We start from the raw sequence: 17,576 nt of genomic DNA, 5'->3' as shown, positions 1-17,576 counted from the left end.
TATGCCTATGTCTTCCCATCCAAGCCCCTTCGCGGCTGGCGGATCACGGCGGCGGCTGATCGCCGCCGTCGTGGCAGCCGGGATGATCGCGGCCTCAACCGCCGCGATCGATCCGGCCGCCGCGACCGCCGGCCCGCCCCCGACAACCGCCCCTCTCGCCGCCCCGGAGACGCACACCGTCACCCTGGTCACCGGCGACGTCGTCACCGTCCGGACCCTCGCCGACGGCAAGACGCTCACCGAGGTCGACCAACCAGACGACGCCACCGGCGGCTTCAGCGTCCAACAACACGGCGACGACCTCTATGTCCTGCCCGACGAGGCGATACCCCTACTGGCCGACGATCAACTCGACCAGCGGCTGTTCAACGTCACCGACCTCATCGAGATGGGCTACGACGACGCTGGCACGAGCCAGCTGCCGCTGATCGCCACCTACCCGGAAGCGTCAGTCCGCACCACCGCCGCAGTGCGCGGCACGCGAATCGTCCACGATCTACCCGCCATCAACGGCCACTCCCTCACCACCGACAAGGAACAGGCCCGGACCCTCTGGTCCACCCTCACCAGCGGCTCCGGCTCCAGCGCGAACCGCGAAAGCAGCGGCATCACCAAGCTCTGGCTCGACGGCCAGGTACACAGCACCCTCGCCGACAGCGTCCCCCAGGTCGGCGCCCCCGAAGCCTGGGACGCCGGCTACGACGGCGACGGCGTCACCGTCGCCGTCCTCGACACCGGCATCGACCCCACCCACCCCGACCTCGCCGACCACATCCAGGACACGGTCAGCTTCGTCCCCGACGAAGACCCCACCGACCCGCGGGGGCACGGCACCCACGTCGCCTCGATCATCGCCGGCACCGGAGCGGCCTCCGACGGCGACAACACCGGCGTCGCCCCCGGAGCCGATCTGATCATCGGTAAAGTCCTCAACAACAACGGCATCGGCTACGACTCCTGGATCATCGCCGGCATGCAGTGGGCCGCCGAATCCGGCGCCGACGTGGTCAACATGAGCCTCGGCAACGCGGCGCGCACCGATGTCCTCGACCCGATGACCCTCGCCGTGGATGCCCTCTCCGCCCAGCACGACACCCTCTTCGTCATCGCCGCCGGCAACAACGGAATGACCATCGGCACGCCCGGCAACGCCGAAAGCGCCCTCACCGTCGGCGCCGTCGACAAACAGGACCTACTCGCCGGATTCTCCAGCGTCGGACCACTGGCCTACAGTGGAGCCGTCAAGCCCGACCTCACCGCCCCCGGCGTCGCCGTCAACGCCGCCCGCTCCCAACAGAGCACCGGTGACGGCATGTACGTGAGCAAGACCGGCACCTCCATGGCGGCTCCGCACGTGGCCGGAGCCGCGGCCATCCTCGCCCAACAACACCCCGAGTGGACCAACACCCAGCTCAAAGACGCCCTCATGAGCAGCGCCGAGGATCTGGGCGACAGCTACACCGCGTTCCAGGTCGGCACCGGACGGCTGGATGTGGCAGCGGCCGTGGACAGCACCGTACGCGCCGCCGGCTCCGCGTTCATCGGTTACTTCGAATGGCCACACCAGCCCACGGACGCTCCCGTCACGGAGCCGGTGACGTTCACCAACAGCGGTGCCACCGCCGTCACCCTCGACCTGGCCACCACCGGCAGCAACGCGTTCACCCTCGACACCCCGACGGTGACCGTGCCGGCGGGCGGCCAGGCAGACGTCCCGGTGACGGCCGACCCGAATGGGATCGCCATCGGCTCGTACACCGGCTACCTCGTCGGCACCGATCCGACCACCGGTCAGACCGTCACCCGCACCGCCCTCGGGCTCCTCAAGGAAGACGAACGCTACGGCCTGACCATCAAAGCCCGCGACCACAATGGCGAGCCCATGCGGGCGTTCGTCCTGCTGCGGGCGGACGGCGAGTGGTTCCCCCGATACATCGACGTCGATGGTGAACGAACGCTACGCCTCCCACCGGGGAACTACACGATGGAGACGAAGGCGGAGGTGCCAGGTGAACGAGCGGACTCCCTCGGCCTCGCCCTGCTGGCCGCCCCGGAAACCGTGCTCGACAAACCAACCGAGGTGACCCTGGACGCCAGCCAGGCCCGTCTCCTCGACACCACCACACCCCAACGCACCCAGGACCGACAGCGCCTGCTCCAGTACACCATCGACCACGGAGCCGGTACCGGCCCGTACTATTACCTCCATTCTATCGCGCCGGAATACGATGACGTGTACGTCCTACCGACCGAGAGGAGCGTCGAGAACCCCTTCGCCATGGCAGCGAGATGGCGCAAGGGTGAGCCGGTCCTGAGCCTGCGCGCCCTCGGCCTGCTCCCGATCGACGCCGTGGTCCAACCCGGCAGCACCATCACCACCGGCAAACAGTGGCTACGCCCCGTCTACGCCGGCACCGGCGCACCCAAGGACTACACCGACCTTGACGTCGACGGCAGAGTCGCCGTGGTAACCCGCAGCGACGAGGTCAGCGCACCCGACCGGGCCGCCGCCGCGGCAACCGCCGGAGCCGAACTACTCCTGGTCGTCAACGACAGCCCGGGAATCCTCTACGAGCACGTCGGCGAATCGCCCATCCCCGTCGCCAGCATCCACCGTGACATCGGAGAACTCCTGACCACACTCGCCACACACGGGACACCGCCGCTGAAGGTCGACCAGGAGAAGTACCCCGACACCATCTACGACCTGGCCCAGGTCTGGCGGGAACAGGTGCCCGACCAACCCCTCACCTACCACCCCAGCCACCACGACCTGGCCCGCATCGACGCCCGCTACCACGCGGACCAGGACACCGAAGGTTCCGGCTACCGCACCGACACGGCCATCGGCGTCCCATACGCGAACCTCGAGCCGGAGTGGCATCCCGGCACCCGCACCGAATGGGTCACCCCGGACATCCCCTGGGTCGAGAGCCACCGACAGCGTGATTCCACAGTCGTGGCGGACCCGCACACCTACACAAAGGGCACGACCACCAGGCTGGACTGGTTCGCACCCGCCATTCGACCGGCCTTCAACCAGTCAGCCTGGACCAAAAACAGTCGGTATCAGGACCGGATGACCCTCAGCCCGCACCCATGGAGCCCGTCGGGCACCGTGCTCGACTACCGCGGGATTATGAGGTATCCCACGGCGCAGGAACACCTCAAGCTCTATCAGGGTGACACCCTGCTGCACGAGGACGAGAATTTCTCCCACCTGATCAAAAGAGAGGTGCCGGCCGGGACGCTGCCGTACCGGCTGGTACTGGACGCGTCCCGCCCGGCTGACGAGTGGCGGCTGTCCACCCGTACCCACACCGAGTGGGACTTCATCTCCAGCACCAACCAGGCTGGGCCGTCCGAACCCCTCCCCATCACGCTGCTCCAACTCGACTACGAGTTGGAGACCGACCTGCGGGGCGACGTCAAAGCCGGCACCCGCCAGGAGATCAGCATCACGGCGAGACCGCAGCCCGGCGGCTCCGGCACCGGCATCATCACCGCGGTGGAGCTCGAGGTCTCCTACGACGACGGCACCACCTGGCAACCAGTCACCCTCACCCAGGGCGACAACGACCGCCACACCGGCACCCTGAAGCTGCCAAAAGACCGCGACGGCTTCATCTCCGTACGAGCCACCGCGCAAACCGACACCGGCTTCGCCATCCGCCAAGAAATCATCCGCGCCTACGGCCTGCGATGACCTGACCGGCGGGGTCCCCGGGACCGACAAGGGTCCGGGGACCCCGCCCGGCCTGCCTCACGCAGACCACCCGCCACCGAACTGGCCACGCCGGCCCTTCGAAGTCACCGTCACACGGTGGCGGAGTAGCGCCGTGGCGGCTACCCGCCGATAGAAGGCTGTTCACCTGACCGAGCAGTGTCAGTAGAACTAGATCCATGTCTTCCCATCCAGAACCCTTCGCCGCTGGCGGGTCGCGGCGGCGGCTGATCGCCGCGGTCGCGGCAGCCGGGATGATCGCGGCTACCGCCGCCGCGATCAGTCCGACCGCCGCGACCGCCGGCCCGCCCCCGACAACCACACCCGCCACCGGCACAGTCGCCGGCACACAGACCGTCACACTGGTCACTGGCGACGTTGTCACGGTCCGGACCCTCGCCGACGGCAGGACCATCGCCGAGGTCGACCAACCAGACGACGCCACCGGCGGCTTCAGCGTCCAGCAACACGGCGACGACCTCTACGTCCTGCCCGACGAAGCCAAACCCCTACTGGCCGACGATCGACTCGACCAGCGGCTGTTCAATGTCACCGACCTCATCGAGATGGGCTACGACGACGCCCACACCACCGAAATACCACTGATCGCCACCTACCCCGAAACAGCGGCCCGCACCACTACCGCACCACGCGGCGCAACCCTCGTCCACGACCTACCCGCCATCAACGGCCACTCCCTCACCACCGACAAGAAGGAGAGCCGGACCCTCTGGTCCACCCTCACCAGCGGCTCGATCGCAAACCGCGAAAGCAGCGGCATCACCAAGCTCTGGCTCGACGGCCAGGTACACAGCACCCTCGCCGACAGCGTCCCCCAGGTCGGCGCCCCCGAAGCCTGGGACGCCGGCTACGACGGCGACGGCGTCACCGTCGCCGTCCTCGACACCGGCATCGACCCCACCCACCCCGACCTCGCCGACCACATCCAGGACACGGTCAGCTTCGTCCCCGACGAAGACCCCACCGACCCGCAGGGGCACGGCACCCACGTCGCCTCCACCATCGCCGGCACCGGCGCCGCCTCCAACAACGACAACACCGGCGTCGCCCCCGGAACCGACCTCATCATCGGCAAAGTCCTCAACAACAACGGCATCGGCTACGACTCCTGGATCATCGCCGGCATGCAGTGGGCCGCCGAATCCGGCGCCGACATCATCAACATGAGCCTCGGCGACTCGTCCCGCACCGACGGCCTCGACCCGATGACCCTCGCCGTGGACGCCCTCTCCGCGCAGCACGACACCCTCTTCGTCATCGCCGCCGGCAACAACGGAACGACCATCGGCACACCCGGCACCGCGGCCAGTGCGCTGACGGTCGGCGCCGTCGACAAACAGGACCAACTCGCCTGGTTCTCCAGCGTCGGACCACTAACCGGGACCGGAGCGCTCAAGCCCGACCTCACCGCACCCGGTGTCGCCATCAACGCCGCCCGCTCCCAACACAGCCCCGGCGACGGTATGTACCAAAGCCTCGACGGCACCTCCATGGCCGCTCCACACGTGGCCGGAGCCGCCGCCATCCTCGCCCAACAACACCCCAACTGGACCAACACCCAGCTCAAAGACGCCCTCATGAGCAGCGCCGAGGCTCTGAGCGACAGCTACACCCCCTATCAGGTCGGCACCGGACGGCTGGATGTTGCGGCAGCGGTGAACGGCACCGCGCGGGCCACCGGCTCCGCATTCTTCGGCTTCTTCGACTGGCCACACGACCCCACCGACGCCCCCGTCACCAAGCCGGTCACCTTCACCAACACCAGCACCACCCCGGTCACCCTCAACCTGACCACCACCGGCAGCGACGCATTCACCCTCGACACCCCCACCATCACCATCCCAGCCGAAGGCCAGGTGAACATCCCAGTCACCGGTGACCCACACGCAGCCGGCATCGGCGAACACACCGGCTACCTCACGGGCACCAACCCCACCACCGGCGAAGCCATCACCCGGACCGCACTCGGCCTTGTCAACGAGGACGAACGCTACGACCTCACCATCAAGATCCGCGACCACAACGGCCAGCCCACCAACTCACGTGTCGCGGTGAAGAAGGCCGGCGAGCTGTTCCCCTGGTACCTCGACGTCGATGGTGAACGGATCTTGCGCCTCTCACCTGGGACCTACACCGTCGAGACGACGGTAGACGTTCCGGGTGAACGGGCTGACTCCCTCGGCCTCGCCCTGCTGGTCGCCCCGGAGACCGTGCTGGACAAGCCGGCCGAGGTAACACTGGATGCCCGCAAGGCCCGACTCCTCGACACCACCGCTCCTCGACGCACAGAGGACCGACAGCGCACTCTCAACTACGCCGTCGACTTTGCCGGCGTTGACAGTTTCCGTTCTGCCTACAGAGTTCCGATCTGGTATGACGACCTGTATGTCCTGCCGACCGAGAAGGGCACCGAGAGTTCGTTCACCATGGGGGCTCGGTGGCGCAAGGGTGAGCCGGTCCTGAGCCTGCGCGCCCTCGGCCTGCTCCCCATCGACGCCGTGGTCCAACCCGGCAGCACCATCACCACCGGCAAACAGTGGCTACGCCCCGTCTACGCCGGCACCGGCGCACCCAAGGACTACACCGACCTTGACGTCGACGGCAGGATCGCCGTGGTAACCCGCAGCGACGAGGTCAGCGCACCCGACCGGGCCGCCGCCGCAGCTGCCGCCGGAGCCGAACTACTCCTGGTCGTCAACGACAACCCCGGAGTCCTCTACGAGTACGTCGGCGAATCGCCCATCCCCGTCGCCAGCATCCACCGTGACATCGGAAAGCTACTGGCCAAACTGGCCGAATTCGGGACGCTGCCGCTGAAAGTCAGCCAGGAGAAATACCCCGACACCATCTACGACCTGACCCAGTCCTGGTCAGAGCAGGTGCCGGACCAACCCCTCACCTACCACCCCAGCCACCACGACCTGGCCCGCATCGACAACCGCTACCACGCCGTCCAGGACACCGAAGGTTCCGGCTACCGCTACGACCTGACCTTCATCCCCGCGCTGGGGAGCTCCGAGTCAGAGTGGCACCCCGGCACCCGGACCGAGTGGGTCACCCCGGACACGGACTGGCACGAAAGTCATCAACAGGGCGACTGGGAGGACCGGGCGTTCATCAACACGTACGCCAAGGGCACGACCACCCGACAGGACTGGTTCGCGCCCGCCGTCCGACCCGCCTTCGGCCGCGGGTACAGCGTCGGCAACAGCCGATACCAGGACTACATGACCCTCAACGTGCAGGCCTGGAGCGCGTCGGGCACCCAGCTCGAACACGGCGGAAGCATCAGGTACGGCTCGGTGCCGATGAACATGAAGCTCTACCAGGGCGACACACTCCTGTACGAGAACACCAGTTACTCCTATCTGCCCAACAAGGAGGTGCCGGCCGAGACGCTGCCGTACCGGCTGGTGCTGGACGCGTCACGCCCGGCCGACGAGTGGCGGCTGTCCACCCGTACCCACACCGAGTGGGACTTCATCTCCAGCACCAACGACGCCGACGGCGCCCCCGAACCGCTCACCCTGCTCCAGCTCGGCTACGAGTTGGAGACCGACCTGCGGGGCGACGTCAAAGCCGGCTCCCGCCAACAGATCAGCATCACCGCCGGACCACAGCCCGGCGGCTCCGGCACCGGCACCATCACCGCGGTGGAGCTCGAGGTCTCCTACGACGACGGCACCACCTGGCAACCAGTCACCCTCACCCCGGGTGACAACGACCGCCACACCGGCACCCTGACACTGCCCAAGAACCGTGACGGCTTCATCGCCCTCCGCGCCGCCGCGCAAACCGACACCGGCTTCGCCATCCGACAGGAAATCATCCGCGCCTACGGCCTGCGATGAAGTGGCCGGCGGGGTCCCCGGACCGGTATCGTCCGGGGACCCCGCCGGGGCCCCTGGCCAGCGCGGACGACCGTTCCAGGTGCATCCGGGTGGCTCATGCCCAGGCCGCAGCGGGCCGAGGGAGGCAGCCACTCATGCTGGGCGTGTTGGGATTCAGCCCCGACGACGAGGCGGTCTACCACCTACTCGTCCGGAGAGGTCAGGCCGACCCCGTCGAACTTGCCGACGCGCTGCGGATGCCCCTCTCGACCGTGGCGGCGGCGCTGTCCCGCCTCACCGACCGCGGCCTGACGAAGCAGGGCTCCGACGAAGCGTTCTTGGTGGCACCGCCCGCGGTCGCGCTCGGGGCGCTGATCGGCGAGCAGCAGTCCGCACTGCGCGCCGCGGAGTTGGCCCTCGTCACACTCGCGGAGGAGTATCGCGGGGCGACCGCGGGGCGCACCATCGGAGAACTGATTGAGCTGGTCACCGGGGTCGACGCCGTCCGCCACCGCTTCGCCCAGGTGCAGCACGCCGCCCAGCGGGAGGTTCGCAGCTTCGTCACCGCCCCCTTCGTCGCCGTACCGCCGGGCAGCAACACGGTGGAGTCGGTCGCGGTGCGACAGGGCGTACGGTTCCGGGTGGTGATTGACCGGCCGGCGCTGGCCGAGCCAGGCGTGGTCGCGGAGACCCTGGAGTCCCTCCGCGACGGTGTGCAGATACGGGTGACAGAGTCCCTACCGATCAAGCTGATCCTCGCTGATGCCGCGCTGGCGCTGGTCCCGTTAGCGGCCATAGCCGAGGGTGAGCCCGGTGCGGTACTACTGCATCGCACCGGCCTGCTGACCGCGATGGACGCGCTGTTCGAAGCCGTGTGGCGGGACGCCCACCCGCTGACCCTGTCGGCGGCGAGCACGCTGAGCGAGGACTCCGACGGCGACGTCGACACCCCGACGGAACTGGACCGCCAGATCCTGACCCTGCTCTTGGCCGGGCTCACCGACCCGGTCGTGGCCAGCCAGCTCGGCCTGTCGCTGCGTACCCTGCAACGGCGTCTGCGCCACCTGATGGACCTCGCCGGGGCAGCGTCCCGAATGCAGCTTGGTTGGTACGCCGCACGAGAAGGCTGGGTGTGACCACGAGCACCCCGAATCCGGCCCCGGCGGGATTGCGCCTCACTCCCGTTTCACGCCCTGCACACCAAGCTAACTGTCAACCGGCGGAACCGCGCCGGTTCACGGCACAGACGTGGATACGGGGAGAGACGAAAGATGGCTCTGCAGATGATGGATCACGGGATGCGCCCCACCAGCGGCGCCGACACCCTCACCGATCTGGATGCCACTGACGAGCGCGGTGTCTCCACCGATCTGGTCCGGGCCTACCTCCAGGGCATCGGCAGGACGAAACTGCTGACCGCCGCCCAGGAGGTCGAACTGTCCCGCCGGATCGAGGCCGGGCTCTTCGCCGCGACCAAGTTAGCCACCTGCACGCCGGTCTCCGTCGCGCTCCGCGCCGACCTGGAGCTCGTCGCCGCCGAGGGGCGCGCCGCCAAGGATCACCTGCTGGAGGCGAACCTTCGCCTGGTCGTCAGCATCGCCAAGCGCTACACCGGCCGTGGGATGGCCTTCCTCGACCTGATCCAGGAGGGCAACCTCGGCCTGATCCGCGCGGTCGAGAAGTTCGACTACACCAAGGGCTACAAGTTCTCCACCTACGCCACCTGGTGGATCCGCCAGGCCATTACCCGCGCCATGGCCGACCAGGCCCGCACCATCCGCATCCCGGTACACATGGTCGAGCAGGTCAACCGCATGGTGCGGACCCGGCGCGAGCTGTCGGTCTCGCTGGGCCGCGAGCCCACGGTCGCGGAGGTGGCGCGGACGCTGGACATCCCGGAAATCCAGGTGATCGAGCTGATCTCCTACGACCGTGAACCGGTCAGCCTGGACCAGACCGTCGGCGAAGACGGCGAGAGCCCGCTCGGCGACTTCGTCGCCGCGGTGGACTCGACGGCCGGGACCGACGACACCGTCAGCGGTGGCGAGTTGCGCCAGGAGATGTGCGGTGTGCTCGCCACCCTCTCCCAGCGGGAGCAGGCGGTGATCCGGCTCCGGTTCGGTCTGGACGACGGGCGGCAACGCACCCTGGACGAGGTCGGTCGGGAATTCGGCCTGTCCCGAGAGCGGATCCGCCAGATCGAGAAGGGGACACTGCACAAGCTACGCGCCCCGGAGCGGGCACAGCGGTTGGAGGCGTACGCCTGCTGACCAGCACGGCCGACGTCTGAGCCGTCCACTCCCAGCCCTGGCCGGGATCGGACTCGCGTCACAGGCGGCGAGGGCCGGTGTCCGGGCGCACGGCAGCGGAGCCGAGCCGTACGTTGGCGTGCAGCACCGACAAGCCGTCCGGCCGGGCCAGCACCGGGTTCAGCGTCAGGGTGCGGGCTCGGGGCTGCTCGTCGGCGAGCCGCCCGACCCGCAGCAGCAACTCGGCCAGGGCCTTCCGGTCCACTGGCGCCGCCCCACGATGCCCCCGCAGCAGTGGGGCCGCACGGGGCTCGTCAACCAGTTCCGCAGCGTCGCGGTCGGTCAGCGGTATCGCCCGCCAGGCCCGGTCACCAAGCAGCTCCGTGGCGACACCCCCCACGCCGAAGCCGACCACCGGCCCGAACGCCGGGTCCTCCACCAGCTCCACCACACAGGCCACTCCGGGCGGAACCATCGGCTGGACCAGGACCTCCGCACCGAACTCCGCCGCCATCCTGGTGTACGAGCGTCGTACCCGCGCCTTGTCGGGCAGGTGAAGGCGGACCGCGCCAAGGTCCAGCCGGTGCCGCAGGCCGGGGGCGGCGGCCTTCATCGCCACCGGGTAGCCTAGCTTTCGCGCCGCCTCGACGGCCTCCCGCTCCGAGGCCACCAGCACCGACTCGACCACGTTGATCCCGTACGCGGCGAGCAGCCCGGCCGGGTCGAACGTCTCCGGCCGCAGCGCCGCCTGGGCCGCGTGCCGGTCCACGTCTGACAGTTCAGGGTGCGCGCCGGTGGGGCGACGTAGCCATCCGGCGTACGCGGTCACCCGCCCCAGGGCACGCACCGCCTCCTCCACGCTCGGGTACGCGGGCACGCCGGAGGGGGCGCGTCCGGCCAGGAACGTCGCCACGGTGGGCTTGCCGCCGGCGAGCACCGCGGGTAGCGCCGAGGTGAAGTCGGCCTCGGCGTCGGGTAGCTGGCCCGGCAGCGGTGGGGCGAAGACCGCCACCAGCGCGTCCACCCCGTCGTCGGCCACGGCGGCGCCGAGAGCGGTGGCGAAGTCGGCCGCCCCGGCGTCTGGCCCGACATCGCGGGGGTAGCCGTCGGCGACGGTGAGCCCCGCCGCCGCGGCGGCGGAGGCGGCCAGCCCGGTCAACGCCGAGGAGTTACCGACGACCCCCACCCGGTCCCCGGCGGGCAGCGGCTGGTTGGCCAGCAGCACGCCGACATCGAGCAGCTCGGCGACGGTATCCACTCGAATCACCCCGGACTGGGCGAAGAGCGCGCTGACCGCGGCCTCGTCCGGGCCCGCCGCACTGGGGCCCGCCGCACCCATACCGGCCGTGACCTCATCCAGGCCCGTCAAGGGGCCGAGATCGAAGGCGTGGGCCGACGGCGCCAGCGCGACGATCGGCTTCTCCCGTCCGATGCCCCGGGCCAGTCGGGCGAATTTGCGGGGATTACCAAAGGTCTCCAGGTACAGCAGGATCACGTCGGTGCTCGGGTCGTCCTGCCAGTACTGCAACAGGTCGTTGCCGGAGACGTCGGCCCGGTTCCCGGCCGACACGAAGCTGGACAGCCCCAGCCCCCGCCGCTCCACCTCGGCCAGCAGGGCCACCCCGAACGCACCGGACTGGCTGAACAGACCAACCCGACCGGGGATCGGCAGCCGCGGGGCCAGCGTGGCGTTCAGGCGTACCTCGGTGCTGGTGTTCGCCATCCCCAAACAGTTCGGGCCGATGATCCGCATGCCCGCCGCGTGCGCCGCCCGAACCAGCCGGCGCTGCGCGACCGCGCCGTCAACCCCCGCCTCGGCGAAGCCCGCACTGATCACCACCAGGCCGTGCGCCCCGGCGCCGGCCGCGTCGGCGACGACCGTCTCCATCGCCGCCGGCGGCACCGCCACCACCGCCAGGTCGACCGGCAGGCCCGCCTCAGCGGCCGACGGGTACGCGGGCAGCCCGGCCACCATCCGCGCGCTCGGGTGCACCGGGACCACCGCACCGGTGAACCCGTAGTCGCGTAAGTGCCCCAGCACCGCTGCCCCGACGCCCTGCCCGGTGGCACTGGCCCCGTAGAAGGCGACCCCCCGGGGCGCGAGCAGCCGGGCGACCGAGCGGGCCTCGGTGCGGTGCTCGCGGCCCCGCTGCACCTCGAGGGTCGCCTCGGTCGGCGCGATCGGAAAACTCAGGTGTACGACGCCGTCGGCGAACTGACGCCGCACCTGGTACCCGAAGTCGGCGAAGACCCGGAGCATCGCGTTGTTGGCCGGCAGCACCTCCGCCACGAAGGTCGGAATGCCGACCCGTCGGGCCGCGTCGGCGAGGTGTTCCAGCAGCACCGATCCGATCCCCCGGCCCTGGTAGGCATCCTCGACCACGAAGGCGACCTCGGCTTCGGTGGCGGCTGGACCCAGCCGCTCGTACCGGCCGACCGCGACGATCTGGTCGCTGGCCAGCACGACGAACGCCTCCCGGTCGTGGTGGTCGACGTTGACGAACCGCCGCAGGTCGCGCTCCGGAATACGGGGATACGGCGAGAAGTAGCGCAGGTAGCGGGTGCGCTCGGAGAAACGCGAGTGCATGGCGACGATGCCCGGTCCGTCCGCTGGCCGGATCGGCCGTAGCCCGACGGTGGTGCCATCGCTGAGCAGCACATCCACTGGCTGTTCACCTGTGGTCACGCGAGCGTCCTTCCTCCCGGCCGCCGTCGCGCCGGTGTCGTCGAAGGTCAGCGCGACCGGACGGGGACTCGACACGGCCCTAGTCGCGCGGGTCGTACGGGTCGAGCCCGAGCAGCGGGAACACCGCCTTGCGCGCGGCCACGATGGCCCGGTCCACCGAGTTCGGCTCCCCGGAAGGCTGCCACGGCTCGTACGACGGGTTGACCTCGTCGGTCATTCGCAACGGCACCTCCTGCCCCGGACGGCGGGCCTGGGCGAGCTCGCGCCAGGCGGGCGGACAGAGCGTGGCCGGCGCGAGCGGTTCACCGGTGGCCACCGCGAGTAGGTGGGTCCAGGCCCGGGGCACGACCTCGACCAGCGCGTATCCCCCGCCGCCGGTGGCGACCCAGCGACCTGCACAGAGCTCATCGGCGAGCGCCCGCAAAGCGATGTAGGTGGCACGCTGCCCGTCAACCGACAGGCGCAGGTCAGCGAGAGGGTCGAGCCGATGCGCGTCCGCGCCACACTGGGTCACCAGGATCTCCGGCTGGAACGCGCGCAGCACCGACGGCACGATCGCGTGGAACGCCCGCTGCCAGCCAACGTCCTCGATCCCGGGTGGCAGCGGCACGTTGACCGCGGTTCCCTGGGCCTGCGCACCGCCGGTCTCGTCGGGGAACCCGGTGCCCGGAAAGAGCGCGAGTGGAGTCTCGTGCAGGCTCACCGTGAGCACCCGCGGATCATCCCAGAAGACCTGTTGCACCCCGTCGCCGTGGTGAACGTCCACATCGACGTAGGCGACCCGACGCGCGCCCAGGTCGAGCAGGCGGGCGATGCCCACGGCCGGATCGTTGTAGACGCAGAAGCCGGCGGCCCGCGCGGGCATCGCGTGGTGCAGCCCACCCGCCACGTTGACCGCCCGACGTGCCGTGCCCCGCCAGACGGCCTCGGCGGCCGCGACGGTGGCCCCGGTGACCAACGCGCTGGCCTCGTGCATCCGCGGAAAGACCGGATTGTCCGGGGTACCCAGCCCGAACCCGGTGAAGAACGGATCCTGCGGGGCGTTTCGCACGGCTTCCAGGTAAGCCGGGTCGTGCACCCGGGTGAGCAGTTCGTCGTCGACGGGCTTCGGCTCGACCAGCCGCACCCCGGAACGCCCGAGCACACCCAGCTCTCGGGCGAGCGCGACGGTCAGCTCGACCCGCACCGGGTCGAGGGGGTGGTCGCCGAGGTTGTAGGAGAGCAGGTTCTCGTCCCACACCACCACTGTGTCGTCCGGCATTGGCCTATCGTCGCACGAGGACTCCGCCGGGCCGTCACACGCGTTGCCCACGCCGCCGGTGTCGGCGCGACGTGGGCAACAGGTACCGGCGAGACGTGGTGACCACCGGTGGCGTGGGGTCAGGCCGGGGCTGCCCCGGGCTTCTGTGCCACCGCGACGGGGCGGGACGGGTCGGCGACCCAGTTGCTCCAGGAACCGACGTAGAGGGCGACGTCCGGGCGACCGGCCAGATGCAGGGCGACGACGGCCTGTGCGGCGGTCACGCCGGAGCCGCAGTAGACCCCGATCGGCTCGGCCGCTTCCACTCCGGCAGCGGCGAACCGCTCTCGCAGCACGTCGGCCGTGGGGAAGCGGCCCTCGGTCACGTACTCCGGTGCCGGCAGGTTGACCGCACCCGGCACATGTCCGGCAACCGGATCGACCGGCTCGGTCTCCCCCCGGAATCGGGGCGCGGCCCGGACGTCGACCAGCGTCCCCTCCTCGGCCGCTGCCAGCCGGGCGGCCTCGGCCGCGACCAGCACCGGCAGGGAACCGGTGCGCACCTCGACGTCACCGGGGCGCGGTGTGGGTAGCTCGGTGGAGGTGGGCAGCCCCGCCGCGACCCAGGTGGAGTGACCGCCGTGCAGTAGGCGTACCTGCCGGTGGCCGGCCCAGCGCAGCGTCCACCAGGCGCGGGCCGCGGACATGCCGTCCCCGCCGTCGTAGACCACGACCGGGTGGCCGGCCCGGACGCCGGCGGCTCGGAGCGCGGCCTGGAGGATGGCGGGGTCGGGCAGCGGATGCCGGCCGGCAGCACCGGGCGGGCCGCACAGTTCGGTGTCCAGGTCGACGAAGACCGCTCCGGGCAGGTGCCCGGCGGCGTAGTCGTCGCGCCCGGGCGGGCCGGTCAGGCGCCAGCGGACGTCAAGCAGGGTCGGCGGATCGTCACCGTGCATTTCGGCGGCGAGCTGGTCTACCTCGACCAACAGGCTTTCGGTAGCGGACATGGCGCCCAGTCAACACCATCCACTCGCATAGAATCCGCGGGTGGACGTGGTCGCCGCCTGCCGGGCCTTCGTAGCCGTCAGCGGCCACGGCAGCTTCACCTCCGGTGCGGCCGCGGCGGGAATCCCGCAGTCGGTGGCCAGCCGACGCATCGCCACCCTGGAAGAACACTTCGGCGCCCGGCTCTTCGACCGGTCGTCCCGGGCGGTCCGGTTGACACCATTCGGGCAGGACATGCTGCGCACGGCACGCCGCCTGGTCGACCTCGCCGACGCCATGACCGAGGACGCCGAGCGGGCTCGGTTGCGCCCGCTGCGAATCGCCGTACCCGACAGCTGCCCACCCAACCGTCTGGCCGCCCTGGTGGCCGCCGGCCGGCGGCAGCGGATCCACCTGGAGGTACGGCCGGCCGACCCGGCAGGGCGCGAACGACTCTGCCGGACTCTCGAGGTCAGCGCCGGGATCGTCGCGGTTCCGGCCGAGATGGCGGTATGGCGGGTGCCGCTCGGGCTGGCCTCCCGGACCCCCTTCCCCGCGCAGCTGGTGTTCCTGGAGACCCTGCGCACCGGCCGTACCGGCGCGCAGGCACGACGGCGGATCCTCATCCAACCCGAGGACGACGTCGCACACCTGCGGGACCCGCTGACCCGGGCCGGCCAGTCCGTCGGTCTGGCACTGACCCAGGTGGCGGTCACACCGTCCCTTGTCGATGCCGCCGCCCAAGCCCTCAGCTCCCCTGACCTGCTGCTCTGTTCACCTCAGCAGGCCGAGGACTTCGGGCTGCACTGGTGCACCCTGGCTGACCTCGGGCTCCACCGCGGCTACGACATCGCCGCCGGCGCGCGCGAGGACCTCGAACAGCTGCGCGCTGTCCTCCACCCGGACATCGCCCGCTGCCTGGGCGCCCACGTCGGCCCCCGGGAATCATCCGGAGGCCGACAATCGGACATGCCGCCGGCAGGGGAGCCGAGGTGAGCGTCTCCGCCGTGCTGCGCAACGCGCGCGAACTACTCGAGGAGGCGGGGCTGCACGGAGCGTTCCTCGTCCGCAACCTCGACACCGGCGACGAGATCGGCCTCGACACGGACGTCCCCTATCCCGCGGCATCGCTGGTGAAGGTGCCGCTGGCAGTGGCTGTCCTGGAACGGGCGGCGCGCGGTGAGCTCAACCTGGCGACGCCGGTCGACATCGCGCCCGGCCGGATCACCACACCGGGTACCACCGGACTGAGCCGGTTCCGCCACCCCGCCCGGGTCGCCCTGGACGACCTGCTCTACCTGAGCATCGCCATCAGCGACGGGGTCGCCGCCGACGCCCTGTTCGACCTGACCCCACCGGCCGCGGTCGCCGCCGAGCTGCGGCGACTCCACCTCGAGGGCATCGCCGTGCGGCACCGGATCAGCGACCTCACCGACACTCCGGCGGAACGGCTCCGACCGGATGAGGCACACCTGGCTCAGGCTCTCGCCATCGGCGCCGCGACCGCTGGGCACGGTCACCCGGTCGCGCAGCTCGACGTCACCCGCGCCAATGCCGGGTCAGCTCGGGCCTTCGTCGACCTGCTGCACGCCGTCTGGCGACCCACGGCGATCGACGAGGCCACCGCAGCCCGGGTACGCGACCTGATGGCCGACAACGTGCTCCGGCAGCGACTCGCACCCGACTTCACCTCCGACGCCTCGCGCTGGTCCTCGAAGACCGGCACGCTGCTACACCTGCGGCACGAGGTGGGAGTGGTGGACCACGCCGACGGGCAGTCGTACGCGGTCGCCGCGTTGACCGCCTCCCGCGTACCCGCCGTCGCGCAGCCGGGCAGCGAGGCGACCATGGCACATGTCGCGCGGGTGCTGCACGGCTACCTGCGAACGGGCACCCCGCCGTGGTGGGGTTAGGTTCACAGCTGGGCGATCACCACCTCCGTGGCCTGGGCGATGAGGGCGTTGTCGTAGCTGGCGTCCTGCTCATCCCGGCTGGACAGCACGGCGAGGACGATCGGCGCACGATCCGGTGGCCAGATCACCGCGATGTCGTTACGAGTGCCGTACCCGGCCGCGCCGGACTTGTCCCCCACAACCCAGCCGTCGGGGACACCGGCGCGGATCAGCTCCCCGCCGGTGGTGTTGCCGCGCAGCCACCCGTTGAGGGTGTCGCGGTCCCCGGGTTCGAGGGCGTCGTCGACGGCGTACTCCCGTAGGTCCTCGGTGAGGGCTCGGGCGGTGCTGGTGTCTCGCGGATCGCCCGGTGTCGCCTCGTTGAGGTCGGTCTCGTATCGAGCCGCGTCGGTGACCGTGTCACCGATTCCCTTCAGTTCCTTCTCGAACCGCTCCGGCCCACCGAGGTGGTCCAGCAACAGGTTGCCGGCGGTGTTGTCGCTGTAGCGAACGGCAGCCTCGGCGATGGCCCGCAGCGTCATGCCCTCGGCGACGTGCTGCTCGGTGATCGGCGAGTAGTCCACCAGGTCGTCTGCCGAGTACCGCACGACCTGCTCCAGTTCGGCGTCGGTGGTCTCGTCGAGGACCTCGGCGGCGGCCAGCGCCTTGAAGGTCGAGGCGTAGGCGAACCGCTCGTCGGCCTGGTACCGCACCGTTCGTCCGGTGCCGGTGTCGATCGCGTAGATCCCCAGCCGTGCGTCGAACCTCTTCTCCAACTGCCGGAACTCGTGGTCCAGGTCCACTACGGCTGATGCACCGACGGTCACCTCACGGCCGCGCGCCCGATCCTCGGCCGCATCCGCGGTGACGCACCCGGACAGCGCGATGAGTGCCGTCGCCGCGGTCACCGCGGCCACCACACGGTGTGTCGAAATCGTCATCGTGACTCC

General features: G+C 70.2%; 10 protein-coding genes. 6 read left to right on the top strand and 4 right to left on the bottom strand.

Translation table 11 applies throughout. The features are described from left to right. The first annotated feature begins 7 nt into the window (after window positions 1-7). From STROP_RS07370 to STROP_RS07355, 4 genes are all read left to right on the top strand, one after another. The gene (locus STROP_RS07370) at window positions 8-3,706 is read left to right on the top strand and encodes a S8 family peptidase (RefSeq protein WP_043535259.1); all 3,699 of its coding nucleotides are present in this window, start codon (window positions 8-10) and stop codon (window positions 3,704-3,706) included. 197 nt (window positions 3,707-3,903) lie between these two features. Next, window positions 3,904-7,596, top strand: a complete 3,693-nt coding sequence (locus STROP_RS07365; protein ID WP_011905363.1) for a S8 family serine peptidase — start codon at window positions 3,904-3,906, stop codon at window positions 7,594-7,596. 134 nt (window positions 7,597-7,730) lie between these two features. Then, window positions 7,731-8,711 (top strand): helix-turn-helix domain-containing protein, encoded by a 981-nt coding sequence (locus STROP_RS07360; protein WP_011905362.1) that lies wholly within the window; start codon window positions 7,731-7,733, stop codon window positions 8,709-8,711. A gap of 135 nt (window positions 8,712-8,846) precedes the next feature. Further along, window positions 8,847-9,845: a sigma-70 family RNA polymerase sigma factor gene (locus STROP_RS07355; protein ID WP_011905361.1), complete on the top strand. Its 999-nt coding sequence runs from the start codon at window positions 8,847-8,849 to the stop codon at window positions 9,843-9,845. Window positions 9,846-9,903: 58 nt separating this feature from the next. Here the strand turns inward: STROP_RS07355 and STROP_RS07350 are convergent, their stop codons facing one another. The 3 genes from STROP_RS07350 to STROP_RS07340 form a co-directional block, all read right to left on the bottom strand. After that, window positions 9,904-12,561, bottom strand: coding sequence for a bifunctional acetate--CoA ligase family protein/GNAT family N-acetyltransferase (locus tag STROP_RS07350; protein WP_187151613.1), 2,658 nt, complete (start codon window positions 12,559-12,561; stop codon window positions 9,904-9,906). Window positions 12,562-12,589: 28 nt separating this feature from the next. Beyond that, window positions 12,590-13,771 carry an acetoin utilization protein AcuC gene (locus tag STROP_RS07345; protein ID WP_011905359.1) on the bottom strand — a complete coding sequence of 394 codons (1,182 nt, stop codon included), beginning with the start codon at window positions 13,769-13,771 and terminating at the stop codon, window positions 12,590-12,592. A gap of 119 nt (window positions 13,772-13,890) precedes the next feature. Next, on the bottom strand, window positions 13,891-14,757 hold the full coding sequence (locus STROP_RS07340; protein ID WP_011905358.1) for a sulfurtransferase: 867 nt from the start codon (window positions 14,755-14,757) through the stop codon (window positions 13,891-13,893). Window positions 14,758-14,797: 40 nt separating this feature from the next. On the opposite strand from STROP_RS07340, the gene STROP_RS07335 reads away from it, so the two are divergent. Together STROP_RS07335 and STROP_RS07330 are read left to right on the top strand one after the other, a co-directional pair. After that, window positions 14,798-15,730: a LysR family transcriptional regulator gene (locus tag STROP_RS07335; RefSeq protein ID WP_011905357.1), complete on the top strand. Its 933-nt coding sequence runs from the start codon at window positions 14,798-14,800 to the stop codon at window positions 15,728-15,730. Then, a complete protein-coding gene (locus STROP_RS07330) occupies window positions 15,727-16,647 on the top strand; it encodes a serine hydrolase (protein ID WP_011905356.1) in 921 nt (306 codons plus the stop codon). Before STROP_RS07335 ends, STROP_RS07330 begins: the two co-directional genes overlap by 4 nt. Before the next feature lie 2 nt (window positions 16,648-16,649). Here STROP_RS07330 and bla read toward each other — a convergent pair whose 3' ends face one another. Then, window positions 16,650-17,567, bottom strand: coding sequence for a class A beta-lactamase (bla, locus tag STROP_RS07325; RefSeq protein ID WP_011905355.1), 918 nt, complete (start codon window positions 17,565-17,567; stop codon window positions 16,650-16,652). Between the last annotated feature and the right edge of the window lie 9 nt (window positions 17,568-17,576).

The organism is Salinispora tropica CNB-440 (assembly GCF_000016425.1).
Lineage (GTDB): Bacteria > Actinomycetota > Actinomycetes > Mycobacteriales > Micromonosporaceae > Micromonospora > Micromonospora tropica.
The sequence above is the reverse complement of the archived record's forward strand: the minus strand, read 5'-3'. Positions and strand labels throughout refer to the sequence as shown.